We start from the raw sequence: 26,547 nt of genomic DNA on the forward strand, positions 1-26,547 counted from the left end.
GAGACCTTGGGAGGGGCGATCCGCCCCTCGGTATTGGAGGAAACCAATGGCAGCAGTGTGCCAGGTGACCGGCGCCGTTCCCGGCTTCGGTCACAACATCTCGCACTCGCACCGTCGGACGAAGCGCCGCTTCGACCCGAACGTGCAGAAGAAGACGTACTACGTGCCCTCGCTTCGTCGCAGCGTGACGCTGAACGTGTCCGCCAAGGGCATCAAGGTGATCGACGCCCGTGGCATCGACGCCGTCGTCCGTGACATCCAGGCTCGTGGGGTGAAGCTCTAATGGCGAAGCAGCAGGACATCCGTCCCATCATCAAGCTCCGTTCGACGGCCGGCACCGGGTACACCTACGTGACCCGCAAGAACCGTCGCAACAACCCCGACCGTCTCGTGCTCAAGAAGTACGACCCCGTGGTGCGCAAGCACGTCGACTTCCGAGAGGAGCGCTAAGACATGGCGAAGAAGAGCAAGATCGCGCGCAACAAGCAGCGCCAGGAGGTCGTGGACCGCTACGCCGCCAAGCGCGCCGAGCTGAAGAAGGCGCTCGTCGACCCGAACGGCACCGACGAGTCGCGCGAGGCCGCCCGCGTCGGCCTGCAGAAGCTCCCCCGCAACGCCTCGCCGGTTCGCCTGCGCTCGCGTGACGCCATCGACGGCCGCCCCCGTGGTGTGCTCTCGAAGTTCGGCATCTCGCGTGTCCGCTTCCGCGACATGGCGCACAAGGGCGAGCTGCCCGGCATCACCAAGTCGAGCTGGTAAGCCAGCCCGCACCCGCTTCACGACGAGGGGCGTCCCGGTTCTCCGGGGCGCCCCTTCTCGCGTCCGGACTCCCTCGGGGCACGGCGGCGTTCGCCATGGGCGCACGACACGCCGGTGCGAGAATGCTGGAATGACCCGGAAATCCGCGTGATTCCGGGGAATTCTGTTACATTCGAGGCGGCCTGAACGGCCCCGGGGGTGGTTGGACGATCGTTCCCGAGTTCTTCAACAAGTGCTGTTCCGACAGCGAACGTCCGAGGAGGACACTCAATGGCTGACAAGTCGCTGAACAAGACCGAGCTCGTCGCGAAGATCGCTGCCTCGACCGGTCAGAGCCAGGCCACCGTCGACTCCGTGCTCGGCGGTCTCTTCGACGCCCTCGCCGAGTCGGTCGGCTCGGGCACCAAGGTCTCCATCCCGGGCTGGCTCGCCGTCGAGCGCTCGCACCGCGCCGCTCGCACCGGCCGCAACCCGCAGACCGGCGCCACCATCGAGATCCCGGCCGGCTACTCGGTCAAGGTCACCGCGGGCTCGAAGCTCAAGGCTGCCGCCAAGTAAGTCTTCGCGACGCTCGAAGGGCGATCGGCTCCGGCCGGTCGCCCTTCGTCGTTCCGCGACGCCGGTGGCGGACCGGCCGGCGGCCGCGGCGGAGGAGGCCCCCAGGTGCAGCGCCTAGGCTGGTGCGGTGCCCCGTTCCGTTCGTGTGCTCGGCCCTGCCGTGCTCGTCGCCGCTGCGCTCATCGCGGTCCTCGTGGGCCTCGCCTTCGGCGGGGGCGCCGACCCGGTCCTGATCCAGGACCCCGGTCCCATCGTGCGCTGGAGCCTGCCGGTCGCGAAGCTCCTCGTGAACCTCGGCGCCGCGGGCATGATCGGCTCGCTCGTGCTGGCGCTCTGGGCGCTCAGCCCGGAGCGCGAGGAGTTCAACGCGGCCCTCGACGTGGCGGCCGCCTCCGCCGCGGTGATGACCGTCGCGAGCGCCGCGGCCGGCCTCATCACCTTCCTCGACGTGACGGGCGTGCCCTTCGACCTGGGCGAGCGCTTCGGCATGCAGCTCGGGCAGTTCGTGACGAGCATCGGGCTCGGCCAGGCCTGGCTGACGACCACCCTCGTCGCCGCCGCGGTGACCGTGCTCTGCTTCGCCGTGCGCAACCACACCGCCCTCGTCTTCGTCGCCGTGCTCGCGGTGTTCTCGCTCGTGCCGCTCGCCCAGCAGGGGCACGCCGCCGGCGCCTCCGGGCACAACCAGGCGATCACCGCGCTCGGCCTGCACCTCGTGTTCGCCGCGGTCTGGCTGGGCGGGCTGATCACGATCGTGCTGCTGCAGCGCCGGCTCGGCGGGGAGCGGCTCGTCGTCGTACTCGCCCGCTACTCGACGGTCGCACTCATCTGCTTCATCGTCGTGGCGATCTCGGGCTACGCCAGCGCGGCGCTGCGCATCGGCAGCTGGGACGCACTCGGCACGCCCTACGGCATCCTCGTCATCGCGAAGGTGGGCGCCCTCATCGCGCTCGGCTGCTTCGGCGCGCTGCAGCGCACCTGGCTGATCGGGCGGATGCAGCGCAAGCAGCTCGCCGCCGAGGCATCCGCCGGCGGCGCGAAGGCGGATGCCTCGGCGCGCAAGCCCCTCGCGGAGTTCTGGTGGTTCGTGGTCGCCGAGCTCGCCTTCATGGGCCTCGCCTCGGGCGTCGCGGCGGCGCTCGCCCGCACCGCGACGCCGGTCTCCGAGGAGGTCGCCGGGGACCTCGCCCGCACGCCGGCCGAGATCCTCACGGGCGAGCTGCTGCCGCCCTGGCCCGACTGGTACCGCTTCGTCACCGAGTGGAAGCCCGACCTGATCTGGCTGCTCGCCTGCGGCTTCGGCATCTTCTTCTACCTCGCGGGCGTGCGCCGGCTGCGCCGCCGCGGCGACAAGTGGCCGATCTACCGCGCCGTGCTCTGGGTGTCGGGCCTGCTGCTGCTCGCGTACCTCACGAGCGGCGGCGTGAACGCCTACCAGGAGTACCTCTTCTCGGCGCACATGCTCGGCCACATGGGCCTCACGATGGCCGTGCCGGTGCTGCTCGTGCCCGGGGCGCCGGTGACGCTCATCGCGCGCGCGGTGCAGGCGCGCAAGGACGGCTCCCGCGGCGGCCGCGAGTGGGTGCTGCTCGCGGTGCACTCGAAGTTCGCCGGGATCATCGCGAACCCCTTCGTCGCCGCGGCGCTCTTCGTCGGCTCGCTCTGGGTGTTCTACTACTCGCCGCTGTTCCGCTGGTCGATGGTCGACCACATCGGGCACGAGTGGATGATCACGCACTTCCTCATCACGGGGTACCTCTTCGTGCAGTCGCTCGTGGGCATCGACCCGGTGCCGTACCGCTTGCCGTACGCGTTCCGGCTGCTGCTGCTGCTCGGCACGATGGCGTTCCACGCCTTCTTCGGCCTCGCGATCATGATGTCGACGGGGCTCATGCTCGCCGACTGGTACGGCGCGATGGGCTGGGGCACGGACGCGCTCGCAGATCAGCAGCTCGGCGGCGGCATCGCCTGGTCGATCGGCGAGATCCCGACCCTGGCGCTCGCGGTGACGGTCGCGATCCAGTGGGCGCGCAGCGACGAGAAGGAGTCCCGCCGCCGCGACCGGCACGCGGACCGCACGGGGGACGCCGAACTCGAGGCGTACAACGCGCAGCTCGCCGCGATCGCGGAGCACGACAAGGCGCCACGCGACTGAAGCGGGGCGGGCGCGGGCGCGTTCGGACTACTTCAGCTGCACCGCGATCGAGCCGTCGGGCTTGATGCGTGCGTCGAGCGCGACGGTGAAGCCGCGGTCCTCCTCGAGCGTGGAGACCTCGCCGTCGAACAGCGACTGCACCTCGACCGAGATGTGGGCGGTGCCCGCCGTGGCCGGCATCTCGAAGGCGGACTCGCCTGCGGTGAGCGTGACGGTCGGGCTCGCGACCATCGACCACACCGGCGCGCTCAGGATGCGGTCGTCGATGTCGATGCCGAACGGGCAGTCGGTCGGATTCAGGACCTGCTGCTCGACGCAGCCCTGCAGATAGAGGTCGAGCTGCGCCTGCACGCGGTCGACGAACGCCTGCGTCGGCTGGGCGTCGACCGTGACGGCGCCGCGCTTGCCGGGCTCCGCGACGGCGGTGACGTGCGGGGCCTGCAGCAGCTGCGAGTCGTACTCGAACTCGTAGGCGGCGGGGGCGATCGCGAGGTACGGCGTCGTCTGCGTGAAGTTCGCCAGCTCGTCCTCGGGCTTCGTGGCCCGGGTGTCGAGGGTGAGGTCGCCGACCGTGAACTGGGGCGAGTGCGCCGCGGTCACGTCGATGATCGCGAGCGGGCTCTCGGCGAAGGCCCAGCGGTGGAGCACGCCGTAGAGCGGCTCGATCGGCTTCACCTCGAACGTCGTCTCGGCGATGGAGGTGCCGATCCGGTAGCTCGCCGTGACGGAGTGCGTGCCGTCGTCGTGCTGCACGTCCTCGACGATGCGGACGTCGGCCGGACCGGAGTCCACGATGCCGGAGCGCAGCATCGCGGTCGACACATCGGTCGGCAGTCCGAGCTCGGCGAGCGCGTCGGCGTTGAGCGCCACGCCAGGAGTGGTGGCCGCCGTCGCGAGGTCGTCGTCGGCGATGGCCGAGAGGTAGCGCTGCACGAAGTTGGAGGCGCCGTACACGCTCTGGTTCAGCCCGCCGAGGGCGGCGAGGAGGGCGCCGCCGAGCAGCGCCGCCGCGCCGACCCAGCCGATGACGGCGAGCGGCGAGATGCGCCCGCGTGCTGCGTCTCGCTTCCCCACCCGGCCAGTCTATGGGCGGCCCTCCGGCGCAGACTGAGGATGTCCCGAGCCGGAGGCCGCCCGGCGTTAGGGTGGGAGCGCGCCCGGCGGGCGCGTCGCCGCGGCTCGCCGTCCGCGGCATCCGCATCCCAGCAGAGAGCAACGAGCCGAGACTCCCGTGCAGTCAGTCACCCTCACCCGCGAGCAGGCCGCGGTGTTCGAGGCGATCGAGCACACCCGCGAGCACGTGTTCGTCACCGGCCGCGCCGGCACGGGCAAGTCGACGCTGCTCAGCCACCTCAACTGGCACACGAAGAAGCAGATCGTGATCTGCGCGCCGACGGGCGTCGCCGCGCTGAACGTGGGCGGCCAGACCATCCACTCGCTGTTCCGTCTGCCGATCGGGGTCATCGCCGATCACGCGATCGACCAGAACGACCAGGTGCGCAAGATCCTGAACGCCATGGACACGCTCGTCATCGACGAGGTGTCGATGGTGAACGCCGACCTCATGGACGCCATGGACCGCGCCCTGCGGCAGGCCCGGCAGCGCCAGGCCGAGCCCTTCGGCGGCGTGCAGGTGGTGCTGTTCGGCGACCCGTACCAGCTCGCGCCGGTGCCGGGCGACCTCGAGGAGCGGCGCTACTTCGCCGACACCTACCGCTCGATGTGGTTCTTCGACGCCAAGGTGTGGGGCGAGACCTCGCTGCGCATCTTCGAGCTCGGCGAGGTGCACCGGCAGAGCGACGACCGCTTCAAGTACATGCTCAACGCCGTGCGGCACGGCATGGTCACCGCGGAGATCGCGGGCGTGCTGAACGAGACGGGGGCGCGTCGCCCGCTGCCCGAGCAGGGCGCGATCACGCTCGCGACGACGAACGACACCGTCAACCGCATCAATCGGGCGCAGCTGAAGCGACTGCCGGGCGAGCCGCTCGCGAACCCGGCCGAGGTCAACGGCGACTTCGGGGGCCGCACCTTCCCCGCCGACGAGCGGCTCGAGCTGAAGGTCGGGGCGCAGGTAATGTTCCTGCGCAACGACACCGCGATCGGACCGGACGGGCAGCGCTGGGTGAACGGCACCATCGGCACGGTCGTCTCGCTGGACGGCGAGGTGATCGTCGAGATCGACGGCGAGGAGCACGAGGTCGAGCCGGTCACGTGGGAGAAGTACCGGTACCGCTGGGATCCGGCGGCGAAGAAGCTCGAGCGCGAGATCGTGGCGGAGTTCACCCAGTTCCCGCTGCGGCTGGCGTGGGCCGTCACCATCCACAAGTCGCAGGGGGCGAGCTACGACACGGCCATCGTCGACCTGGGGTCGCGGGTGTTCAGCCCTGGGCAGACGTACGTGGCACTGAGCCGGCTGACGTCGCTCGAGGGCCTCTACCTGGCGCGCCCGCTGCGGCCGAGCGACATCATCGTGGACCGCGACGTCGAGCGGTTCATGTCGGGGGCCATGCGGCCGCAGCTCGACGGCGCGTAACCGCGCCAGGCGGTTACGCGCCGCGGGATCGGGGATGTCTCGGGGGACCCCCTGACGGGCGCCGCGCGGATGCCGGGGTAGAATCGCAGCGGACACAGGCTAGGGGGGCTGGTGGCTGAGCAACGGCATTCTTCGCGCGCGCGACGCTCTCGGCGTCGCCGTTTCGCTGTCGCCGTCGCCGTGATCGCCTCCGCCTCGCTGGTGCTGACCGCGTGCACCGGCGGCGGCCCCGACCCGGCGCGCAGCTTCGACGAGCTCGATCGCGCGCTGCCCGACTCCACCGTCGAGCAGCTGCAGGGCGTCCTCGACGAAGCCGTCCGGCAGAGCGGCTCGAGCGGCGGGATCGCCGGCGTCTGGGCTCCGTGGTCCGGCAGCTGGGAGGGCGTAACCGGTACGACCGGTTTCGAGGACCACGCCGCGAAGGTCACGCCGCAGACCAAGTTCCGCCTGACGACGGGCACCACCGAGATCACCTGCACGGTGCTGCTGCGGCTCGCCGACGCCGGCGTCGTCGGGCTCGACGACCACGTCACCGAGTACGTCGACTCCATGCCGGGCATCGAGGGCATCACGCTCCGCCAGCTCTGCCAGCAGACGTCCGGGCTCGGCGACTTCTACCCGGGCCTCCGCAGCCACTTCGCGGCGAACCCGCAGCGCATCTGGAGCGAGACCGAGCTCATCTCGGGCGGCCTCGCCGCCGGGCGCGCCTCCGCGCCGGGCGAGGGCTGGGCGCCGTCCCAGGCCGGCGTCATGCTGCTGTCCCTCGCGCTGCGCAACGCGACCGGCCGGGATTGGGACGCGCTCGCCGAGGACTACGTGTTCGACCCGCTCGGCATGGAGGACACCGCCATCCCGGCTCCCAGCGATGTCGACCATCACGGCATGCTCGGGGCGTACCTCGCGAAGCCGGGCGACGGCGGCCCCGACTGCAGCGCGCACTTCGACGATTCGAAGCAGTCCAGCTCGATGGGCGGCGCGGCCGCCGGTGCGGTCACGACGCTCGCCGACGCCCAGGCGCTCAGCGAGGCGTTCGCCACCGGCTCGCTGCTCGGCGAGCAGCTCGCCCGCGAGCAGTGGACCCTCGTGCCGATGAGCGGCGACGCCCCGGCTTGGCAGGGCTACGGGGTCGGCGGCGCCCAGTACGGCCCCATGCGCGGCACCGCCGGCGAGGGCGCCGGGGCGCTCACCGCGGCGTTCACCGACCCCAAGTCCGGCCTCACCGTGGTCGTGGCGCTGAACAACTCGACCGCGGGCGCGGACTTCGTGCGCGAGGCGGCGTTCGCGCTCGCCTCGATCGCCTCGAAGTCGAAGGCCGCGCCCGACCACGAACTCCCGATGGTCGAACTGCCCTGGTCGCTCGATCAGGCGGTCGCCAAGATGTCGGAGCTGGCGAAGTGCCCGGCCGAGGAGGCCGTCGCGGCCGCGGAGTGAGCGTCGGCCCGCCCCCGAGGCCGGAGCCGGCATCCGTCGCTCGCTCGGAGAGGAGAAGAGACCGATGTGCCGATGGCTCGCATACTCCGGCGACCCCCTGCAGATCTCACGGGTGGTGCTCGACACGAAGCACTCGCTCGTCGCGCAATCGCTGAACTCGCCGCTCGGCGCCGAGACGGTGAACGGCGACGGATTCGGCCTCGGCTGGTACGGGCCGTCCCGCGACCCGGGCGACGCCCCGGCGGTGTTCCACAGCATCGAGCCGGCCTGGCACGACGAGAACCTGCGCGAGCTCGCGCAGGCCGTCGAGAGCCAGCTGTTCTTCGCCCATGTGCGGGCCGCGGCCGGGCCGCCCATCCAGCAGACGAACTGCCATCCGTTCCGCTACGGCCGATGGCTCTTCATGCACAACGGGGCGATCGCGGGGTTCGCCGCGATGAAGCGGGAGCTCCTGCTCGAGGTCGCCCCGGAGTTCTTCCTCGGCATCCGCGGCACCACCGACTCGGAGCTCGTGTTCCACCTCGCGCTCACCCACGGGCTCATGGACGAGCCCATCGAAGCGATGGCCCGCACGCTGCGGCGCATCGAGGAGGCGGGTCGCGCCCACGGCGTGACGGCCGCCGTGCAGGGCACCTTCGCGGTGACGGACGGCGCGACGGTCTGGGCGTTCCGCTACTCGAGCGCGCATCGCAGCCGCACGCTCTTCCACTCCGAGGACATCGACGTGCTCCGCGCGATGTATCCCGACTTCGAGCGGTTGCGCGTCTTCGGCACCCGCGCGCGGCTGATCGTCAGCGAGCCGCTGAACGACCTGCCCGGCGCGTTCATCGAGGTGCCGGAGTCGACCGCGGTCGTGGTGACCCCGGACGGCGCCTACGAGCACCAGCCGTTCCTCACCCCCGCCTGACCACCCATCTACCGAGTTGCCCGACTTTCATGAAAGTCGGGCAACTCGGTGGTTCGGGGTGCGCGGTGCGGCGGGATGCCGCGGGGTCAGAGCCGCAGGTCGGGGTCGTCGCCCAGCGTGCCGTCGCGACCGAACTGCGGGGCGGCGCCCGGCGCCGCGTCGTGCACCTCGCCGCGCCACGCGCCGGTCGGCGTCTCGCGGCGCTCGATGAACTGCTTGAAGTGCTCGAGGTCTCGCTTCACCAGCAGGTCGTCGAGCTGCAGCGCGGCGCCGGCCTTCTCGACGAAGCCCTCGGGCTCCCACTCCATGGTCAGCTCGACGCGGGTGCTGCCGTCCGCCTCCGGGCGGAACGCGACCCGGCCGCGGTGCGCGACCTCGCCCACGCTGCGCCAGGCGACGTGCTCGTCGGGGACCTGATCGGAGATCTCGGCGTCGAACTCGCGGCGCACGCCGCCGAAGCTCACCACCCAGTGCGTCAGCGTGTCGTCGACCTGGGTGATCTCGTCGACGCCGCTCAGGAACTCGGGGAACGACTCGAACTGCGTCCACTGGTCGTAGGCGGTGCGGACCGGCACGTCCACGTCGATGTCGGCGGTGATCGTGGTGCTCATCTCGGCGACTCCTCTCGTCGGTGTTCGGTTCGTCAGCGACGGTACGGAAGCCGGCTGGGGATGCCGAGGGGCTTGCGGATGCCGGAGCGAGCGGGTAGCGCGCGAGGCATCCGATCCGTCCCCTGACACACCGAAACCCCGGGTCGCCCGACCTTCATGGAAGTCGGGCGACCCGGGGTTCTGATGTCAGCTGGACGGGTCGGCGGCTCAGGCGCCGCGACGACCCGCGATCGATCGGATCAGCCAGCTGATCACGGCGATCGCCAGCAGCACGAGTCCCACCCACAGCAGGAAGTTCAGCGACTGCACGAGTCCGCCGGTGATCGCCAGGATGATGGCGATGATGACGATGATGATCAGCAGGATGTTCATTGGAACCCCTTCCTCGGGACGGCGCATCCGACGTGAATGCCCGATGGCAACACCTTCACGCTAGGGGAGTTCGGCAGCGGCGCTCTGGGGGTTGACGCGGGTGCTTCAGCCGTGCAAATACGCGAGAATCCGGGGGAGCCGGCCCGTTTGTCGTGACGGGCGCCGAGTGTCAACCCCCTGCAGCGGCGCCGCCCGCGCTGCCTACCGTTGGTGCGTACACAGAGACGCGACGACGACGAAGATCGCCGAGGAGGAGACCATGGCACGCACCACGACCCTCATCGACCCCACCACGAAGCACCCACGGGGTCCATTTCCGCGGCAGGAGCAATCCGCGCCCGGGGTGACGGCCGACATGACGCCGAAACCGGATCACGGCGAAGAGAGCTATCGCGGCTCCGGCCGCCTGCAGGGCCGTCGCGCGCTCATCACGGGCGGCGACTCCGGCATCGGCCGCGCGACGGCGATCGCCTTCGCCCGCGAGGGCGCCGACGTCGCGATCGGCTACCTCGAGTCGGAGCACGCCGACGCGGAGGAGACCGCCCGCTGGATCGAGGACGCGGGCAGCCAGGCGCTGCTGCTGCCGGGGGATCTGCGTTCGGAGGCGCACTGCGAGCAGATGATCGAGCGCGTGAGCTCGACCTTCGGCGGCATCGACCTGCTCGTGCTGAACGCGGCGCATCAGCGCGACCGCGGCGGCATCGACGAGATCCCGACCGACGACTTCGAGACCGTGATGCGGGTGAACCTGTTCGCCCCGGTCTTCCTCGCGCGGGCCGCCGTGCCGAAGCTGCGCCCCGGTTCGAGCATCATCACCACCGCGTCGATCCAGGGCTTCGACCCCTCGTCGCGGCTCGTCGACTACGCCATGACGAAGGCCGCGCTCGTCGCGTTCACGAAGGCGCTCGCCGAGGAGCTCGGGCCACGGGGCATCCGCGTCAACGCCGTGGCGCCCGGCCCCATCTGGACGCCGCTGATCCCCGCGACCGGATGGCCCGACAAACTGCCGCAGTTCGGCAAGAACACGCCGCTGGGCCGCGCCGGGCAGCCGGCCGAGCTCGCCGGCGCGTACGTCTACCTGGCGTCGGAGGACGCCTCCTACGTCTCGGGCGCGATCCTGCCGGTCACCGGCGGGCGCGGCCTCTGACGGGGCCGGGGATGCCGCGGCTGCGCCGGGTGCAGCCGTACACCTCGCCCGGCTACCAGCGGCGGCGCCGCGGCTCCGGCTTCGAGTACCGGCACGCCGACGGCGGGCTCGCCGGCCGCGCCGAGCGCCGGCGCATCGAGGAGCTCGCCATCCCGCCCGCCTGGACGGAGGTCTGGATCGCGGAGGCCCCGAACGCGCACATCCTCGCGGTCGGGGTCGACGCGGCGGGGCGGCGGCAGTACCGCTACCACCCGGCCTGGCGGGAGCGGCAGGACGCCGAGAAGTTCGAGCGGATGGTGGAGCTCGCGCGCGTGCTGCCGGGCGCCCGCCGCTCGGTGCGGCGGCAGCTCGCGGCGGAGGGGCGCGGGCGGGAGCGCGCGCTCGCCGCGGCGTTCCGCACGCTCGACCTCGGGGCGCTCCGCGTCGGCGGTGAGGAGTACCTGCTCGCCGCCCGCACGCGCGGCCTCACGACGCTGCTCATGCGCAACGCGAGCGTCGAGGGGGAGCTCGTGCGACTGCGGTTCCGGGCGAAGGGCGGGGCGCTGCACCGCATCGAGCTCGCCGACGCGGGCCTCGCCGGCTTCGTCGAATCCGGGGCGGATGCGCGGCCGAGCTCGCGGCTCTTCAGCTGGCGGGCGGAGGCGGCGGCCCGAGCCGCGTTGCGGGCGATTACCGCGAGCGAGGTGAACGACGACATCCGGGAGCGCACGGGCGGCGACTTCACGGCCAAGGACTTTCGCACGCTGCGCGGCACGCTCGCCGCCGCGGAACACCTGGCCGCCGAGGGGCCCCTCGCCACGAAGCGGGCGAGGGACGCGGCCGTCCGGGGCGCGTACGTCGCGGCATCCGAGGTGCTGCACAACACCCCCACGATCGCGAAGTCGAGCTACGTCGACCCGCGCGTCGTGCGCGCCTACGAGTCCGGTTTCGTGCTCGAGACGAGCCGACGGCCCGAGGCGGCGCTCGTCGCCCTCCTCGAGGAGGAGCGCGTCGACGAGGCGGGCTGAGGCGCGACTCGCCCGCGGGTCCTGTCAACCCCGTGCGGGAACCGTGGCGGCTCGCCGACCATAGGGCCATGACCTCGATCTGGGATGCTTCCACCCTGCCGCAGCTGGATACCGCGCACGGCCCGCCGCCCGAGGAGTGCGATGTCGTCGTGGTCGGCGCCGGCGTCGTCGGACTGAGCGCCGCCGTGCGGCTCGCCCGGGCCGGCCGTCGGGTCGCGGTCGTCGCCGACGGCGAGCCCGGCGGCGGCACCACGGGGCGTTCGACCGGCAAGCTGACCCTGCTGCAGGGCACCCGGCTCAGCCAAGTGCGGCACGGCGCCTTGCTGGAGGTCGCCGGCGCCTACCTCCAGGCCGGGCGAGTCGGCCTCGACTGGCTGGCGGCGCTCGGCCTGCCGGAGGGCGAGGCGTGGCGGACCGCACCCGCGTACACGGCTGCGACCACCGAGGACGGCGCGGCGAAGGTGCAGGCCGAGTTCGAGACGGCGAGCGCACTCGGTCTGCCCGTGCAGCGCGCGGATGCCTCGGAGTCGCCCTTCCCGGCCGAGCTCGTCGTGCGGCTCGACGGGCAGCTCATGGCCGACCCCATGGTGCTCGTGGCGCGGCTCGTCGAGGAGGCGGTCGCCGCCGGCGCGATCTTCGTCACGGGGTGCCGAGCGACCCGCGTGGAGGTGGACGGTGATCTGGTGCACCTGACCACGGAGCGCGGGTCGCTGCGGGCCGGCCACGCCATCATCGCGACCGGCAGCCCCATCGTCGACCGCGGCGGCGACTTCGCCCGCCTCAAGGCCTCGCGCTCGAGGGTGGCCGTGTTCCGGGTGCCGAGCGGAACCCTGCGCGGCATGCACCTGACGGTCGACGCCGAGCCGCGTTCCCTGCGCCCCGTCACGCGCGACGGGGTCGACTACCTGCTCGCGGCGGGCTCGGCCTCGGTGGTCGGCCGGGCGCACTCGACCGCCGCGCTCGCCGAGGAGCTGCAGGCCGCCGTGCTCGAACGCTTTCCCGAGGCCGAGCCGATGGCGGCGTGGGCCGCGCAGGACTACGAATCGCTCGACGGTGCGCCATACGCAGGCCCGGTCGGCAGCTCTGGACGCATCCATGTCGCGACCGGGTTCGGCAAGTGGGGGCTCACGGTCGGCGCCGCCGCGGCGCTCGCGGTGGCCGAGGGCATCCTGGATCACCGCCCGGACTGGGCGGACCGGCTCTTCGACCGGCGTCCGACGCTCGGCGACGCGGCCACGGCGATCAGCTGGAACGCGCAGGTCGCCGGTCGGCTCGTGAGCGGGCTCGCGTCGAGCGCGGTGATCGGCGATCGCGAGTTGGAGGAGGGGGAGGGCCGGGTGGAGGTCGACGGCGTGCATCCGGTCGCGGTGAGCCGGGTCGACGGCACCGAGCGGAAGGTCTCGGCGATCTGCACCCACCTCGGCGGCGTGCTCGCCTGGAACGACGCGGAGTGCAGCTGGGACTGCCCCCTGCACGGGTCGCGGTTCGCCGCCGACGGCCGCCGTCTCGAGGGGCCGGCCGAGCGCGACCTCGAACCCCGCGACCGGCCGTGACGCGGCATCCCGCGCGCGCCTTCCACATCGTCCGGGAGCTGTCAATCCCTTGGCCGTCCGCGCGCGCTGATGCGACCGTGGAGTGGTCGGCGCCGAACGGGCGCCGAAGGGCGAACCGACATCGAGGGGAGACCGACCATGGGACTCGGAGACAAGGCCAAGCACGCCGCTGAGGAACTCGCCGGCAAGGCGAAGCAGGGCATCGGCAAGGTGACCGGCAACGAGGAGCTCGAGGCCGAGGGCCGCGCCGAAGAGGCGAAGGCCGACCTCAAGCAGGCCGGGGACAAGGCCAAGGATGCCGGCAACGACGTGAAGGACGCCTTCACGGGTCGGGACTGATCGCAACGCGCGAGGCCCGGGTGAACCGCAGGTCGCCCGGGCCTCCGGCGTCTATCGGACCGTTCAGCACGTACGCACGCACGATCAGCATGCATTCAGGGGAGGAGACGACATGCCGAAGCAGACACTCGAGAGCCCGCAGGACCTCCTGCACTTCCAGCTCCGCACGGCGATGACGATGGAGAACGACTCGCTCGCGGCGCTGCAGGAGCTCGCGGGGGCGGTGAAGAGCGCGGAGATCCGCAAGCTCTTCAAGCACCACCAGGACGAGACGAAGGAGCAGATCGCGAACCTGCAGGAGGCGTTCCGCCTGCTCGAGTTCAAGGAGTCCACGGCTCCCTCGCCGAGCACGAAGGGCATCAGCAAGCAGGCGGCGTCGCTGCTCGAGCGCAGCGCCCCGAAGCTCCGCGACCAGGTGGCGCTCGCGAGCGCCCTCGGCAACGAGCACTACGAGATCTCGGCCTATGAGGGTCTGATCATCCCCGTCGCCGCGATGGGCGCGACGGACGTCGAGCAGCTGCTGCGGGCGAACCTCGAGCAGGAGCAGCACACCAGCGAGGAGCTGCGAAAGACCCTGCAGACGCTCGTCGGCTGAGCCCGACGACCGCAGCACGACGTGCCCGACTTCCACGGAAGTCGGGCACGTCGTGTGCGGGGCGGGGCAGCTAGGCGGATGCGGCGAACAGGGTCTCCCCGATGAAGCCGCCCTCCTCGACGCCGGGCGGGATCGCGAACACCGCCGAGCCGATCGGCGTCGTCCACTCGTTGAGCAGATCGAGCTCGTCGAGCCGACGCTGCAGGGGGACGAACTGCCGGTCCACATCGGCCTGGAACGACGCGAACAGCAGCCCGGAGTCCGAGATCGCCCCGCCCGCCGGCGCCGCGTCGTAGTTGTACGCCCGCCGGTGGATCCGCTCGCGCGGGTCGTCGGAGCGCGCTCGCCGCAGGTGCGAGAACTCCGGGATGACCGGGAAGCCGATCGCCGTCTTCGCCTCGAAATCGGGTTCGTCGTGCTCCTCGGTCCCGGTGAGCGGCGCGCCGTTCCCGAGATACCGGCCCACCGACTGCTCGCGACCGCCCCGATCGAGGCGGTCCCAGCGGTCGAGATCCATCCGGATGCGCCGCAGCACGAAGCCGGAGCCGTGCTGCAGCCAGCCGCCGTCCGCGCCGACCCAGACGAGCTCGTCGAAGTCGGCGTCGCCCGGCCGCGGGTTCACGGTGCCGTCGACCTGGCCGAAGAGGTTCCGCATGGTCGTGCCGTCGGGCACCGATCCCGCCGCCCGCCGGAATCCGGACTGCACCCAGCGCACGCCGGCCGCGCTCCGGGCGTCCTTCAGCAGCATCCGCAGCGCGTGCGCGACGGTGAACGGGTCGTCCGCGGCGATCTGCAGCAGCAGATCCCCGTCGGACCAGGCGGGCTCCAGGCGATCGATGCCGAACGCCGGCAGCGGCCGCAGCCACGCCGGCGCCGCGGCCGGGGCGACGCGGCGCACGAGCTCCGGACCGAAGCCGAACGTCACCGTGAGCCGCGCGGGCACCTCCGCGAGCTCGGGTTCGGAGTCGGCGAGCGCGGGCCGGCCCTGGGTGAGCCGGGCCGCGTCGTCGCTCAGCACCGAGAGCAGCCGGCGGATGCCGTCGCGGTCGGTCTGCGGCGCCAGCTCGAGCGCGACGAAGGTGACGTGCGCCTGCGGGGTCGTCGCGATGCCGGCCTGGTGGCGGCCGTGGAACGGTACCGTCGCGGTGCCGAACGCCGGGGCGGCGGCGGGGTCGGCGTCGCCCGCCGCGGCCCCGCCGCGCTCGGCGCCGGAGCGGATGAGGGCATCCGCCCCCACCGTGGCCGCCGCGCCGAGGCCGGCGACGGCCCCTCCGAGGAGGAGCCGCCGCCGGGTCAGCCCCCCGCGGCGCGCGTCGGACTCGGAGCGCATCAGTGCCCCGAGCCGTGCCCGGCGTCGCCCATGTCCATGCCGTCCATGTCGCCGCCCTCGTAGTTCTCGTTCGCGCCCGCGTAATCCTTCGCCGGGGCGACGAAGGTGGCGCTCGAGCCGTCGGCGAAGGTCAAGGTGAACTCGTACTCCTCGCCCGCGAGGATCGGGCCGGCGAGCTCCATCAGCATGAGGTGGGAGCCGCCGGGTGCGAGGCTCAGCGAGCCGCCGGCGGGGATGACGAAGCCGCCGTCCTTCTCGCGCATGACCATCTCGCCGGTCTCGTTCTCGACGGTCTCGTGCAGTTCGACGCGGCCGGCCAGCTCGGTCTCGGCGGAGACGACGGTGATCGGCTCCGGCCCGGCGTTCTCGAGCTCGCCGAACGCGGCCGACATGGCCTCGTCGCCGGCCTTCACCCAGGCGTCGGTCACGGTGAGGTGCGACGCCTCGGTCGCCGCGGGGCCGGTGCTCGCCGCCGGAGCGGCGGCGCCGGCGCAGGCGCTCAGGAGGAGCGCGGCCGCGGCGGCGAGGGCGAGGCCGGCGGTGCGGCGGGTGCGTGCGGTGGTCGTCGGTGCGGTGTTCATTCGTGGTCGTCCTTCGTTCGTTCGTCGAGTCGGTTCGTCGCTCCGGCGCGTTTCCGGCGGGCGAGGTGCACCGCGAGCCAGATCAGCAGCGCGGCGCTCGCGCCGCCGGCGGTGAGGAGCAGGGTTCGGATGGTGGGATCGAGGCCCGGGTCGGACGCGGATGCCTCGGCGGATTCGCTGAGCGCGGGTGCGGAGGTCGGCGTGGGCGCCGCGGCGTCCGGATCGGCCGGGGGCGCGTCGCCGGGCCCGCTCCCGGCCGGGGCATCCCCGACCGTGAACGGGACGAGCCCGGTGATCGGGTGCCCGTCGGACGAGACGACGCGCCAGCGCACCTCATATCGTCCGTCGGGCATCCCGCCGCGGAGTTCGGCGCGCACCGTGTCGCCCTCGAGCGACACGGCCGAGGCCGTCCAGTCGGCGCCGTCGGCGTCGGACACGACGATCGCCGCACCGAGCGGCAGCACCTCGTCGGAGAAGCGCAGCGAGACGTCGCTCGGTGCTGCGGCGAGCGCCTCGCCCGTGGCGGGCGTGCTGCCGAGGAGCTCGTCGTGCGCCGTGGCGGGCAGGGCCTGCGCGAGGCTGAGGGACGCCGCCAGCGCCGCGCCCGCGAGGGACGCGACGAGGAAGCGGCGCCCACGGTGGGTGGGCATGGAATTCCTCCAGGGTCGCCGCCGCGCGGGCGCGCGAGGGCGCCGCGCGACGCGGTCGGGTACGGCTCGTGCCGTGCCGACGGGCGCGCGGGCGTCGACCGGCGCGCGAGGCGGCCGGTCGCTCCGGGAGCGTCGGTTACGGCGTGAGGGGCCGCGGCGGACCGCGGACCGGGGCGACCGGATCGGCCGTGCGCCGGCGCGGCACGGCCAGTGTGAAGACGCCGGCGACGAGCGGCGGCACCGGTCGCGGCGACAGCTCGGCGGAGACGCGCGGCAGGACGGCCGCCCAGACGCGGTCGCGGACGGCGACGATCGCCTGGAGCACCCGCTCGCCCTGGTACAGCGCTGCGATCGTGAGCGCCGCGGCGATGGCGTGGGCGGCCCACATGTCGGGCTGCGCGTGGGCGAGGTGCACGCTCGGCTCGGCGAGGGAGACCGCCCCGCCGTGGCCGGCGTGCGCGGCGCCGGCCGCCTCGGCGGTCGAGCGGGTGAGCGGGCCGGGCGTGCCGAGCACGAACAGGCTGTGGAAGAGGGTCTGGCTGATCGCGACCGAGAGGCTCAGCCGGACGAGCGAGAGCCGCCGCCCCGCGAGCAGGACGCAGACGAGCAGCGAGAGCGCGAACGGCACCGCGACGCCGGCGAAGCCGGGCAGCGCGCCGCCGCCGAGCAGGTGGCCGAAGAGGGCGACGAAGGTGGCGACGGACGCGGCGAGCAGTCCCCGGAGGGTGCGACCGCGCCTCGCTTCATGCACGGGACCATCCTCGCAGACGCGGTCGCCGCGCTGAGCCCGGTGGATGAGTCAGCTGTCGCTGTATAGTCATCGAATGCTGACCATTGCGACCCGTCTCGACGTGCTCAACCGGCTCGGCCGGGCGATGGCCGACCCGACTCGCTCGCGCATCCTGCTCTCCCTGTTGGACGCTCCGAGCTATCCGGCCGAGCTCGCCCGCGAGCTCGAGCTGACGCGCACGAACGTCTCGAACCACCTGGCGTGCCTGCGCGGCTGCGGCCTCGTCGTGGCCGCAGCCGAGGGCCGGCGCACCCGCTACGAGATCGCCGACCCGCACCTCGCCCGGGCCATCGGCGAGCTCGTCGAGACCGTGCTCGCCGTCGACGACGGTGCCCCCTGCCTCGACGAGCACTGCGACGTGCCGCTCTGCTGCGGGCCCGGCGCCGCATGAGCGAGGAGTGCTGCGGCGGCGTCGGCGAGTTCGCGCCTTCCGGCAGCGCCGACGACGCCGCACACGTCGCCCACGCGGAGGCGCCGCGGCCGCCGTGGTGGCGCGACCCGGCGCTGCTCCCCTCGGCGATCTCGGGTCTCGCCCTCGTCGTGGGCGCCGCGCTGGACTGGGCCGGCCTCGGCATCCCGGGCCTCGCCCTGCAGTGGCTCGCGCTGCTCGCCGGCGCCTGGACGTTCGTCCCTGGCGCGATCCGGCGGTTGCTCCGCGGCCGACTCGGCGTCGGGCTGCTGATGACGATCGCGGCGACCGGGGCCGTGCTGCTCGGCCACGTCGGCGAGGCCGCCGCGCTCGCCTTCCTCTTCTCCCTCGCCGAGACGCTCGAGGACCGCGCGATGGACCGCGCCAAAGAGGGCCTGCGCGCCCTGCTCGCCCTCGTGCCCGAGCGCGTACGGGTGCTCCGATCGGGCGGCGAGCTGCTGATCCCGGCGGCGCAGCTGCACGCCGGCGACCTCCTGCTCGTGGGCGCCGGCGAGCGCATCGGCACCGACGGCGTCGTCGTCGAGGGCCGTTCGGCGGTGGACGCCTCCGCCGTGACCGGCGAGTCGATCCCCGTCGCGGTCGGACCGGGCGACCCAGTGCCCGCCGGCGCGGTCAACGGCACCGGCACGCTCCGCATCGAGGCCACCGCCGACGGCCGCGACAACTCGCTCACGCAGATCGTCGCCCTCGTCGAGCAGGCGCACGCGCGCAAGGGGGAGCGAGCGCGGCTCGCGGACCGCATCGCGCGCCCGCTCGTGCCCGTCGTGCTCGTGGTGGCCGCGCTCGTCGCCCTGTTCGGCTTCGTCGTCGGAGACCCCGGCACGTGGGTCGAACGCGCGCTCGTGGTGCTCGTCGCGGCATCCCCGTGCGCGCTCGCGATCGCGGTGCCCGTCACCGTCATCAGTGCGATCGGCTCGGCCTCGAAGCTCGGCGTCGTCGTGAAGTCCGGGGAGGCCTTCGAGCGGCTCGGCACGATCCGCCGCGTCGCCATCGACAAGACGGGCACGCTCACCCGCAACGAGCCGCGGGTCGTCGACGTGCGGCTCGCCCGAGGTCGGGATCGCGACCGCGTGCTCGCCCTCGCGGGTGCGCTCGAGGCGGGCAGCGCGCACCCGTTCGCCGCGGCCGTCACCGCTGCGGCGCCGCGGTCGGCCGGCCGCGGCGAGTTCGGCGAACTTCGCGCGAGCGAGGTCGTCGAGGACGCGGGGCACGGCATCGCCGGCCGCGTCGACGGCGTGCGCGTGCGCGTCGGCAGCGTCCGCTGGCTCCCGCCGGCCGAGCTGCAGGCGGATGCCGAGGCGATGGCCGCGGCCGGCATGACGGTCGTCGTGGTCGAACTGGACGGCGAGGTCGCGGGCCTCCTCGGCGTGCGCGACGAGCTCCGCCCTGAAGCCGCCGAGACGATCCGGATGCTCGCCGCGCAGGGCATCGACGCGGTCATGCTCACCGGCGACGATGGACGGACGGCGCGTGCGCTGGCCGCACGGGCGGGCATCGCCGAGGTGTACGCCGAGCAACTGCCCGCCGACAAGGCCGCCGCGGTGCAGGCGATGCTCGCCGAGCGGCCCACCGCCATGGTCGGCGACGGCATCAACGACGCGCCCGCCCTCGCGACGGCGACGGTCGGCATCGCGATGGGGGCGCACGGCTCGGCGGCCGCGGTGGAGTCCGCCGACATCGCGTTCACCGGGCACGATCTGCGACTGCTTCCCCTCGCCTTCGCGCACGCGAGGCGGGGCCGGCGCATCATGACGTGGAACATCGGGCTCGCGCTCGCGATCATCGTCGTGCTGTTCCCGCTCGCGCTGCTCGGCGTGCTCGGACTCGCGGGCGTCGTGCTCGTGCACGAGGTCGCGGAGGTCGTCGTGATCCTGAACGGGGTCCGCGCTGCTCGCCGACCCCCCGCGTTCGCCCGCGCCTGAGGGGCCCCGTCCGGGCCGGTTTGCTATCTTGGCCGAAACCCCGACCCCAGGGAGCCCCGGTGCCGACGCCCTCGACCGCGCTCGTGCCGCTGCGCGCGGCACTGCTCGCGATGCTGCTCGTCGTCGGGACCTGCGCGGCGCTGCTGTTCGGGCACGCCCTCGAGGCGGGCCACGGCGGGCCTGCGGCCCAGCGCGCGAGCCTCAGTGCTGCAGCGGTCGACGGGGTCGTTGCGGTCGAGGCATCCGCGGTGTCAGCGTCGTCCGCAGTATCCGCTGCCCCGTCGGCCCCCGACGACGGCGGCGAGGGGCTGCTGGCGCTCTGCCTCGGTGTCGGTTGCGCGATCGTGCTGCTGCTCGCCGGCGTGCGCCTGCGCGCGGCACCGCTACGGCTCGCCAGGAGGCTCGTCGGTGCCCGGCGGCACCCGCGGCCCCGCCCGCTCGACGCCCCGGCCCCGGCGGTGGCCCTCGACGCGCTCGGGATCAGCCGGACCTGAGCCGCGCCCGCGCCTCCACGACCGGCGAGTCGATTCCGCTCGCCGTCCGGGCTTCCACCCACCTCGCTTCCGCACCGTCGCGCGGCGTGCAGCCGCGCTCTCTCCGAAGGACCCCATGTCATCGCACACCCCCGCACCCGCCCGCCGCAGCCGCCGGGTGCTCTGGATCAACCTCGCCCTCATCGGCGCCTTCCTCGTGGTCGTCGGCCTCGCCTTCGCCTTCCTCCGCCCGGGCGGCGCACCGCCCGCCCCCGGCGCCGCCGACTCGGAGACCCCGGGCGCGAGCGCGCCGCCCACGCTCCGCGACGACAGCCACGTGCTCGGCGAGCCCGGGTCGAGCGGGGTGACGGTGGTCGAGTTCCTCGACTTCGAGTGCGAGGCGTGCGGGGCGTTCTACCCGCTCGTCGAGTCGCTCCGCGAGCAGTACGCGGGCGAGGTGACCTTCGTCGCCCGGTACTTCCCGCTCGACGGCCACCGCAACTCGAAGACGGCGGCGGTCGCGGTCGAGGCCGCGGCGCAGCAGGGCGCGTTCGAGGCGATGTACGCGAAGCTCTTCGAGACTCAGGCGGCGTGGGGTGAGCAGGCCGACTCGAAGGCCTCGCTGTTCCGCGAGTACGCGGCGGAGCTCGGTCTCGACCTCGCGGCGTACGACGCCGCGGTCGCCGACCCGGCGACGCTCGAGCGTGTGCAGTCGGACCAGGCCGACGGCTACGCGCTGGGCGTGCAGGGCACGCCCACCTTCTTCATCGACGACCGGATGGTCCAGCTGCAGAGCTACGACGATCTCGGCCTCGCCATCGACGCCGCGCTCGAGCAGCGCGATGGAGACAAGGGTGTGGGCTGAATTCACACCCAATTAAGCTCAAGGATTGAATTCCGCCTGCGTGTGCTCGGACGGTGAGGCCGGGGTTGACCCGGGCGATGCTGGAGTGGCTCCGTCGCCAGGGGGGCCGCCTCGGAATGCGATCGAGCTGAGCAGCGAGGTCACGGCGGCGAGGGCGCCGACCGAGGCGAGCTGCACCGGGTCGACCTGCAGGATGCCGGTCACCCCGGCCCCGAACGTGCCGATCGCGGCCTGCGCGAAGGTCGCGATCGCGCGGTCGGCGGCGTCGATCCAGAACTGCCGATCGGCGTACTTCGAGGTCACGGTCGGCTCCAGGGGGCTCGGCGGCGGGGGTGCGGGGGCGGGGTACGGTCGCCCGGGTCTGCGCCGGGGTCAGCGGTCGGGCCCGAGCTCAGCTCGTCGCGGAGCTCGTCGTGCAGTTCACCGTGCAACTCCTCGTGCAGTTCGTCATGCAGCCGCTCGTGGTCGTCCTCGACCTGGCGGCGCAGCCGGCGCACCGAGGCATCCGTCCGCTCCATGAATCCCGGCAGGGTGCCGAGCGCCTCGACCAGGGCTACCACCCGACGCAGCCACGGCCAGAGCCGCACGAGCAGCCGGATCACGAGCACGAGCGCGGCGACGCCCAGGGCGAGCTGAAGCAGATCGATGCCCTCGAGCCAGTCGGCGACGGCGGCGAGCCAGTCGGGGGAGATGGGGTCGGTCATGGGGTCCTCCGTTCTTCGGGCTAGGGGGTGAGGCGGGCGGGATGGGGTGCGGCTCAGCGTCGGCGCGCGTGGCGGGGTGCGCGGTCGTGGCAGCCGCGCGGGCAGTTCAGCTCGTAGCCGCAGCGGCCGAGCATCGCCTTCGTGCCGCGGCGGCACTTCGCGCAGCACGGGGTCGGCTCGGCGGTCGCGTCGAGGTAGGCGATGATGCGCTCGAACTCGAGGTCGCGCATGGCGGTGATGGTCTTGTCGGGGATGCGGTTCATCCGTGGCTCCGTTCCGTTCGATCATGCGTTGCATGGATGCAATGCAGTTGCGTGTGATCAATATGCGGGATGGCTTGCGCGAATGCAAGCCGATTGCGGCGCGTCGTCATCCGCCGTACGCTGGAGTCCGTGGATGAGCGGATTCGGTGGAGCAGCTACCTCGACGCGACGAGCGACGGTGTGCGGAACAGTGAGATCGCACGCCGTGCCGGCGTCGACCCGGCCACGGTCGGGCGGTGGCGCAGCGGCTCGACGGATCCCAACCCCAGGCAGGTCGTGGCGTATGCGCGCGCCTTCGGGCGGCCGCCCGTCGAGGCCCTCATCGCCGCCGGGTACCTGACCGCCGAGGAGGCCGAGGTGCCGGTCGCCGTCGCGCCCGCCGATCCGCTCGCCGCCGTCTCGACGGGCCGCCTGCTCCGCGAGGCGCTGCGCCGGGTCGAGGCGGATGCCGCCGCCGGTGTCGGCGGCGACGCCGAAGATGACTACGAGTTCACGCCGGAGGCGCCGTCGCCCGACGACTACCGCCTCGCGGCACGAACGGGAACTCGCAAGTAGCACGACCGCATCGGGGGATCGGGTGAGGGCATTGGTTCGGGTGGCGGCCGCGCTCGGCGTACGCCTGCACGCCACCCATCTCGACGAGCACACGCTCGGCCTCTACTCGCCCGACGAGCAGCGCATCTACTTCGACATCCGGCTCACGCCGAACGAGCGGCGGGTGACGATCGCGCACGAGCTCGGTCACGCCTACTACGGGCACGACCACTCCAACCCGAAGCACGAGCGGCAGGCCGAGGTGTTCGCCGCGGAGCTGCTGATCGACCCCGAGGAGTACGCCGAGCTCGAGCGCGTCGACCCCGACCCGCACCGCCTCGCCGACGACCTCGGCGTGACCGTCGAGCTCATCCGCACCTACGAACGGCACTGCCTCGAACGGGTGCGCGGGGTCACCTACGCCCGTCCGCGGATGGGCGCCGGGCAATGGGAGTACCGCGGCGTGCGAGCGGACGCGGAGTCGGCGAACGGCTGAGCGACGGGTGGCGTCGCGCGGGCCCGATCGCTGGGGCTCAGGGGCGAGGCTCGAAGCGCCGCGGTGCGTGCGTGCGTGCGACGAGGTCCCGCAGGGCCTCGAGCGAACCGTCGACGAATCCGGCGGTGCGCGCCTGCACGAGGAGGTTGCCGAGCGCGGTCGCCTCGACCGGACCGGCCAGCACAGGCACCCCGGCGCGGTCGGCCGTTCGCTGGCAGAGCAGGGCGTTCTGCGCCCCGCCGCCGACGAGATGGATCGTCCGCAGCTCGATGCCGCCGAGCTCGGCGGCCGTCGCCGCGGCATCCGCGAACGCCTGGGCGAGCGACTCGACGATCGCGCGTGCGATCTCCGCACGGGTGCTGGGAGCAGCAAGCCCGTGCTCGGCGCACCACGCGCCGATCCGCGCCGGCATGTCGCCGGGCGGCAGGAAGCGCGGATCGTCGACGTCGAAGACCGGCACCGAGTCCGCGGGCACCTCGGCGGCGGCGGCGAGCAGCGCGGGCAGCTCGACCGCGTGCCCCTCGCGCTCCCAGCCCCGCACCGTCTCGCTCAGGATCCACAGGCCCATCACGTTGTGCAGCAGGCGCACGCGCCCGTCAACGCCGCCCTCGTTCGTGAAGTTCGCGGCGAGCGCCTCGGGGGTGCGCACCGGCTGCGCCACCTCGACCCCGACGAGCCCCCAGGTGCCGCAGGAGATGTAGGCCGAGGCATCCGCCCGCATCGGCACGGCGACGACGGCCGACGCCGTGTCGTGCGAGCCGACGGCGACGACATCGGCCGTGCCGCCGAGCGATGCGGCGACCGCGGGCAGCAGGGCGCCGACGCGCTCGCCGGGGGCGACCAGCGGCGGCAGCAGCTCGCGCAGCCCGGCCGGCAGCCCGACTCCGGCGATGAGGGCGTCGTCCCAGGCCTGCGCCGGCCAGTCGAGGAGGCCCGTCGTCGAGGCGTTGGTGAGCTCGGCTCTGGCCTCGCCGGTGAGCCAGAGGCCCAGCAGATCGGGCACGAGTAGCGCCCGATCGGCGAGCGCGAGCACCTCGGCGGGCTCGGCCGCGAGCTGGTAGAGCGTGTTGAACGGCAGGAACTGCAGGCCGTTCCTGGCGAACAGCTCGGCGTGCCGCATCCGCTCGTGCACCGCCGCGACGCCCCGCGCGGTGCGCTCGTCGCGGTAGTGGAACGGGATGCCGAGCAGGCGGCCCTGCCGCAGCAGCCCGTAGTCGACCGCCCAGGAGTCGATGCCGATGCTCGCGATCCCGGGCTCCAGGCGGAACGCGTCCCGAAGGCCCGCGAGCACCTCGCCGTAGAGGCCGAGCAGATCCCAGTGCAGCCCGTCGCCGGCGAACACCGGGGTGTTCGGGAAGCGCGCCACCGTCGTCGCCTCGAGCGTGTCGGGGCCGACGCGGCCGAGCACGACCCGCCCGCTCGTGGCGCCGAGATCGACCGCCGCGACCGTGCCTGCCGGCCGCGACGTGCCCCCGCGGGCGCCGGTCATCGCAGGAAGGCGGCGGCGACGCCCGAGTCGACGGGGATGTGCAGGCCGGTGGTGCGGCTGAGCTCGGGGCCGGTGAGCACGTACACGGCGTCCGCGACGTTCTCGGGCACGACCTCGCGCTTGAGGATCGTGCGGTTCGCGTAGAACTGGCCGAGGTCCTCCTCGTCGACGCCGTAGGTCGCGGCGCGGTTCGCGCCCCAGCCGGAGGCGAAGATGCCCGAGCCACGGACGACGCCGTCGGGGTTGATGCCGTTGACGCGCACGCCGTGCTCGCCGAGCTCGACCGCGAGGAGGCGCACCTGGTGCGCCTGGTCGGCCTTCGTCGCCGAGTAGGCCACGTTGTTCGGCCCGGCGAACACCGAGTTCTTCGAGGAGATGTAGACGAGGTCGCCGCCGAGCTTCTGGGCGATGAGCACGCGGGCGGCCGCCTTGGACACGAGGAAGGAGCCCTTGGCCATGACGTCGTGCTGGAGGTCCCAGTCGGCCTCGGTGGTCTCGAGCAGCGGCTTGGAGAGCGAGAGCCCCGCGTTGTTCACGACGAGGTCGACGCCGCCGAAGGCGAGCACGGCGGTGTCGATCGCGGCCCGGACGGCGTCGGCGTCGGCGACGTTCGCGGCGACGCCGATCGCGACGTCGGTGCCGCCGAGCTCCGCGGCCGCGGCGCGCGCCTTCTCGAGGTCGAGGTCGGCGACGACGACGCAGGCGCCCTCCGCGGCGAGGCGGGTGGCGATGGCCTTGCCGATGCCGCTGGCCGCGCCGGTCACGAACGCGATCCGCCCCTGGTGCGACTTCGGCTTCGGCATCCGCTGCAGCTTCGCCTCCTCGAGCGCCCAGTACTCGATGCGGAACTTCTCCGCGTCCGAGATCGGGGCGTAGCTCGACACCGACTCCGCGCCGCGCATCACGTTGATCGCGTTCACGTAGAACTCGCCCGCGACCCGGGCGGTCTGCTTGTTCGCCCCGTAGGAGAACATGCCCACGCCGGGCACGAGCACGATGAGCGGGTCGGCGCCGCGCATCGCCGGGCTGTCGGCCGTCGCGTGCGCCTCGTAGTACGCGCGGTAGTCGGCGCGGTACGCCTCGTGCAGCTCCGCGAGGCGGGCCAACTGCTCCTCGAGGCTCGCCGTGGCGGGGAGGTCGAGGATGAGCGGCTTCACCTTGGTGCGCAGGAAGTGGTCGGGGCAGCTCGTGCCGAGCGCCGCGAGCGCGGGCGCCTGCTCGGAGGCGAGGAAGTCGAGCACCGCCTCGGAGTCGGTGTAGTGCCCGATCATCGGCTTCTCGCTCGACGCGATCCCGCGGATGGCGGGGGCGAGCGCCGCGGCGCGCGCGTGCCGCTCCTCGTCGGGCAGCGCCTCGAAGCCGGGGCGCACGCCGCCGAAGGGCTGCGGATCGCCGTGCTCGGCGAGGTACGCGGCGGCGGTGTCGATGATCCACCGCGAGTTCGCCTCGGCCTCCTCGGAGGTGTCGCCCCACGCGGTGATGCCGTGCCCGCCGAGGATCGTGCCGATCGCCTGGGGGTGCTCGGCCTTGATCGCGGCGATATCGAGGCCGAGCTGGAACCCGGGGCGCCGCCACGGCACCCACACGACGCGGTCGCCGAAGATCCGCCCGGTCAGCTCGGGGCCGTCGGCGGCCGTCGCGATCGCGATCCCCGAGTCCGGGTGCAGGTGGTCGACGTGCGCGGCATCCACGAGCCCGTGCATCGCCGTGTCGATCGACGGCGCCGCACCGCCCGTGCCGTGCAGGCAGTAGTCGAACGCGGCGACCATCTCGTCCTCGTGCTCGACGCCGCGGTACACGCCCTGGAGCGCGCGCATCCGGTCGAGGCGCAGCACGGCGAGGCCCTCCGGCTTCAGGGTGCCGAGGTCGCCGCCCGAGCCCTTCACCCACAGCAGCTCGACCGGCTCGCCCGTGACCGGGTCGGCCGCGACGCCCTTGGCGGAGGTGTTGCCGCCGGCGTAGTTCGTGTTCCGCGGGTCCGCGCCGAGTCGGTTGCTGCGCGCGATCAGCTCCGCGACGGCCGGGTTCGTCATCTCGTTCGGCTTCGTCT

Annotated in this window: 31 protein-coding genes; 19 read left to right on the forward strand and 12 right to left on the reverse strand. The window is 73.0% G+C overall.

The window, feature by feature from the left end; translation table 11 throughout:
• The first annotated feature begins 46 nt into the window (after positions 1-46).
• The 5 genes from rpmB to QSJ60_RS02140 all read left to right on the forward strand — a co-directional run bounded on the left by rpmB (position 47) and on the right by QSJ60_RS02140 (position 3,472).
• Positions 47-283, forward strand: coding sequence for a 50S ribosomal protein L28 (gene rpmB / locus QSJ60_RS02120; protein WP_189084037.1), 237 nt, complete (start codon positions 47-49; stop codon positions 281-283).
• On the forward strand, positions 283-450 hold the full coding sequence (gene rpmG / locus QSJ60_RS02125) for a 50S ribosomal protein L33 (RefSeq protein ID WP_021760158.1): 168 nt from the start codon (positions 283-285) through the stop codon (positions 448-450). The genes rpmB and rpmG overlap by 1 nt, the downstream gene beginning before the upstream one ends.
• 3 nt (positions 451-453) lie before the next feature.
• A complete protein-coding gene (gene rpsN, locus QSJ60_RS02130) occupies positions 454-759 on the forward strand; it encodes a 30S ribosomal protein S14 (RefSeq protein WP_189084038.1) in 306 nt (101 codons plus the stop codon).
• Between the two features lie 270 nt (positions 760-1,029).
• The gene (locus tag QSJ60_RS02135) at positions 1,030-1,317 is read left to right on the forward strand and encodes an HU family DNA-binding protein (RefSeq protein ID WP_189084039.1); all 288 of its coding nucleotides are present in this window, start codon (positions 1,030-1,032) and stop codon (positions 1,315-1,317) included.
• A 127-nt stretch (positions 1,318-1,444) separates the two neighbouring features.
• Positions 1,445-3,472, forward strand: coding sequence for a bifunctional copper resistance protein CopD/cytochrome c oxidase assembly protein (locus QSJ60_RS02140; protein WP_285462335.1), 2,028 nt, complete (start codon positions 1,445-1,447; stop codon positions 3,470-3,472).
• A 27-nt stretch (positions 3,473-3,499) separates the two neighbouring features.
• Here QSJ60_RS02140 and QSJ60_RS02145 read toward each other — a convergent pair whose 3' ends face one another.
• Entirely contained in the window at positions 3,500-4,546 is a 1,047-nt protein-coding gene (locus QSJ60_RS02145) for a hypothetical protein (protein WP_189084040.1), read from the reverse strand.
• Between the two features lie 157 nt (positions 4,547-4,703).
• Here QSJ60_RS02145 and QSJ60_RS02150 point away from each other — a divergent pair, with 157 nt between their 5' ends.
• The 3 genes from QSJ60_RS02150 to QSJ60_RS02160 all read left to right on the forward strand — a co-directional run bounded on the left by QSJ60_RS02150 (position 4,704) and on the right by QSJ60_RS02160 (position 8,346).
• Positions 4,704-6,008 (forward strand): ATP-dependent DNA helicase, encoded by a 1,305-nt coding sequence (locus QSJ60_RS02150; RefSeq protein WP_285462336.1) that lies wholly within the window; start codon positions 4,704-4,706, stop codon positions 6,006-6,008.
• Between the two features lie 180 nt (positions 6,009-6,188).
• Positions 6,189-7,439 (forward strand): serine hydrolase domain-containing protein, encoded by a 1,251-nt coding sequence (locus QSJ60_RS02155; protein ID WP_285462337.1) that lies wholly within the window; start codon positions 6,189-6,191, stop codon positions 7,437-7,439.
• Between the two features lie 64 nt (positions 7,440-7,503).
• Entirely contained in the window at positions 7,504-8,346 is an 843-nt protein-coding gene (locus QSJ60_RS02160) for a class II glutamine amidotransferase (RefSeq protein ID WP_285462338.1), read from the forward strand.
• An 86-nt stretch (positions 8,347-8,432) separates the two neighbouring features.
• On the opposite strand, the gene QSJ60_RS02165 is transcribed toward QSJ60_RS02160, so the two are convergent.
• Positions 8,433-8,957 carry an SRPBCC family protein gene (locus QSJ60_RS02165; RefSeq protein WP_230765246.1) on the reverse strand — a complete coding sequence of 175 codons (525 nt, stop codon included), beginning with the start codon at positions 8,955-8,957 and terminating at the stop codon, positions 8,433-8,435.
• Between the two features lie 207 nt (positions 8,958-9,164).
• Positions 9,165-9,329: a hypothetical protein gene (locus QSJ60_RS02170; RefSeq protein WP_189084045.1), complete on the reverse strand. Its 165-nt coding sequence runs from the start codon at positions 9,327-9,329 to the stop codon at positions 9,165-9,167.
• A 259-nt stretch (positions 9,330-9,588) separates the two neighbouring features.
• Between QSJ60_RS02170 and QSJ60_RS02175 the strand changes: the two genes are divergently transcribed.
• The 5 genes from QSJ60_RS02175 (at position 9,589) to QSJ60_RS02195 (ending at position 13,970) form a co-directional block, all read left to right on the forward strand.
• Complete coding sequence (locus tag QSJ60_RS02175) at positions 9,589-10,476, forward strand: SDR family oxidoreductase (RefSeq protein WP_189084046.1); 888 nt, start codon at positions 9,589-9,591, stop codon at positions 10,474-10,476.
• 11 nt (positions 10,477-10,487) lie between these two features.
• Complete coding sequence (locus QSJ60_RS02180) at positions 10,488-11,483, forward strand: DNA topoisomerase IB (protein WP_285462339.1); 996 nt, start codon at positions 10,488-10,490, stop codon at positions 11,481-11,483.
• Positions 11,484-11,551: 68 nt separating this feature from the next.
• Positions 11,552-13,036 (forward strand): FAD-dependent oxidoreductase, encoded by a 1,485-nt coding sequence (locus tag QSJ60_RS02185; protein WP_285462340.1) that lies wholly within the window; start codon positions 11,552-11,554, stop codon positions 13,034-13,036.
• Positions 13,037-13,174: 138 nt separating this feature from the next.
• Complete coding sequence (locus tag QSJ60_RS02190; protein ID WP_230765252.1) at positions 13,175-13,375, forward strand: CsbD family protein; 201 nt, start codon at positions 13,175-13,177, stop codon at positions 13,373-13,375.
• Between the two features lie 112 nt (positions 13,376-13,487).
• Positions 13,488-13,970: a YciE/YciF ferroxidase family protein gene (locus QSJ60_RS02195; RefSeq protein WP_189084050.1), complete on the forward strand. Its 483-nt coding sequence runs from the start codon at positions 13,488-13,490 to the stop codon at positions 13,968-13,970.
• 70 nt (positions 13,971-14,040) lie between these two features.
• Here QSJ60_RS02195 and QSJ60_RS02200 read toward each other — a convergent pair whose 3' ends face one another.
• The 4 genes from QSJ60_RS02200 to QSJ60_RS02215 all read right to left on the reverse strand — a co-directional run bounded on the left by QSJ60_RS02200 (position 14,041) and on the right by QSJ60_RS02215 (position 17,282).
• Complete coding sequence (locus QSJ60_RS02200; protein ID WP_285462342.1) at positions 14,041-15,300, reverse strand: Dyp-type peroxidase; 1,260 nt, start codon at positions 15,298-15,300, stop codon at positions 14,041-14,043.
• Positions 15,300-15,881, reverse strand: coding sequence for a copper chaperone PCu(A)C (locus tag QSJ60_RS02205; protein ID WP_285462343.1), 582 nt, complete (start codon positions 15,879-15,881; stop codon positions 15,300-15,302). The genes QSJ60_RS02200 and QSJ60_RS02205 overlap by 1 nt, the downstream gene beginning before the upstream one ends.
• Positions 15,878-16,531 carry a copper resistance CopC family protein gene (locus QSJ60_RS02210; RefSeq protein WP_285462344.1) on the reverse strand — a complete coding sequence of 218 codons (654 nt, stop codon included), beginning with the start codon at positions 16,529-16,531 and terminating at the stop codon, positions 15,878-15,880. Before QSJ60_RS02210 ends, QSJ60_RS02205 begins: the two co-directional genes overlap by 4 nt.
• A gap of 136 nt (positions 16,532-16,667) precedes the next feature.
• Positions 16,668-17,282, reverse strand: a complete 615-nt coding sequence (locus tag QSJ60_RS02215) for a hypothetical protein (protein ID WP_230765262.1) — start codon at positions 17,280-17,282, stop codon at positions 16,668-16,670.
• Between the two features lie 73 nt (positions 17,283-17,355).
• Between QSJ60_RS02215 and cmtR the strand changes: the two genes are divergently transcribed.
• From cmtR to QSJ60_RS02235, 4 genes are all read left to right on the forward strand, one after another.
• Positions 17,356-17,712 (forward strand): Cd(II)/Pb(II)-sensing metalloregulatory transcriptional regulator CmtR, encoded by a 357-nt coding sequence (gene cmtR / locus QSJ60_RS02220; protein ID WP_285462345.1) that lies wholly within the window; start codon positions 17,356-17,358, stop codon positions 17,710-17,712.
• A complete protein-coding gene (locus QSJ60_RS02225; RefSeq protein WP_285462347.1) occupies positions 17,709-19,673 on the forward strand; it encodes a heavy metal translocating P-type ATPase in 1,965 nt (654 codons plus the stop codon). The genes cmtR and QSJ60_RS02225 overlap by 4 nt, the downstream gene beginning before the upstream one ends.
• Positions 19,674-19,732: 59 nt before the next feature.
• Entirely contained in the window at positions 19,733-20,167 is a 435-nt protein-coding gene (locus QSJ60_RS02230; protein ID WP_285462348.1) for a hypothetical protein, read from the forward strand.
• 115 nt (positions 20,168-20,282) lie between these two features.
• Positions 20,283-21,011 carry a DsbA family protein gene (locus tag QSJ60_RS02235; protein ID WP_285462349.1) on the forward strand — a complete coding sequence of 243 codons (729 nt, stop codon included), beginning with the start codon at positions 20,283-20,285 and terminating at the stop codon, positions 21,009-21,011.
• A gap of 18 nt (positions 21,012-21,029) precedes the next feature.
• Here QSJ60_RS02235 and QSJ60_RS02240 read toward each other — a convergent pair whose 3' ends face one another.
• Genes QSJ60_RS02240 through QSJ60_RS02250 form a run of 3 tightly spaced genes read right to left on the reverse strand, consistent with a single transcriptional unit; the run spans position 21,030 to position 21,978 of the window.
• Positions 21,030-21,314, reverse strand: a complete 285-nt coding sequence (locus tag QSJ60_RS02240; protein WP_285462350.1) for a holin — start codon at positions 21,312-21,314, stop codon at positions 21,030-21,032.
• Positions 21,311-21,715: a hypothetical protein gene (locus QSJ60_RS02245; RefSeq protein ID WP_285462351.1), complete on the reverse strand. Its 405-nt coding sequence runs from the start codon at positions 21,713-21,715 to the stop codon at positions 21,311-21,313. The genes QSJ60_RS02240 and QSJ60_RS02245 overlap by 4 nt, the downstream gene beginning before the upstream one ends.
• Before the next feature lie 53 nt (positions 21,716-21,768).
• The gene (locus QSJ60_RS02250) at positions 21,769-21,978 is read right to left on the reverse strand and encodes a hypothetical protein (RefSeq protein WP_189084061.1); all 210 of its coding nucleotides are present in this window, start codon (positions 21,976-21,978) and stop codon (positions 21,769-21,771) included.
• A 129-nt stretch (positions 21,979-22,107) separates the two neighbouring features.
• On the opposite strand from QSJ60_RS02250, the gene QSJ60_RS02255 reads away from it, so the two are divergent.
• Together QSJ60_RS02255 and QSJ60_RS02260 are read left to right on the forward strand one after the other, a co-directional pair.
• Positions 22,108-22,533: a helix-turn-helix domain-containing protein gene (locus QSJ60_RS02255; RefSeq protein ID WP_352230679.1), complete on the forward strand. Its 426-nt coding sequence runs from the start codon at positions 22,108-22,110 to the stop codon at positions 22,531-22,533.
• Positions 22,534-22,555: 22 nt separating this feature from the next.
• Positions 22,556-23,008, forward strand: a complete 453-nt coding sequence (locus QSJ60_RS02260) for an ImmA/IrrE family metallo-endopeptidase (protein WP_230765279.1) — start codon at positions 22,556-22,558, stop codon at positions 23,006-23,008.
• Between the two features lie 37 nt (positions 23,009-23,045).
• On the opposite strand, the gene QSJ60_RS02265 is transcribed toward QSJ60_RS02260, so the two are convergent.
• Both QSJ60_RS02265 and QSJ60_RS02270 read right to left on the reverse strand, forming a co-directional pair.
• Complete coding sequence (locus tag QSJ60_RS02265) at positions 23,046-24,497, reverse strand: rhamnulokinase (protein ID WP_285462353.1); 1,452 nt, start codon at positions 24,495-24,497, stop codon at positions 23,046-23,048.
• Complete coding sequence (locus tag QSJ60_RS02270) at positions 24,494-26,530, reverse strand: bifunctional aldolase/short-chain dehydrogenase (RefSeq protein ID WP_285465236.1); 2,037 nt, start codon at positions 26,528-26,530, stop codon at positions 24,494-24,496. Before QSJ60_RS02270 ends, QSJ60_RS02265 begins: the two co-directional genes overlap by 4 nt.
• Between the last annotated feature and the right edge of the window lie 17 nt (positions 26,531-26,547).

The sequence above is a fragment of the Agromyces sp. NBRC 114283 genome (assembly GCF_030268405.1).
Classification (GTDB): Bacteria; Actinomycetota; Actinomycetes; order Actinomycetales; family Microbacteriaceae; genus Agromyces; species Agromyces mediolanus.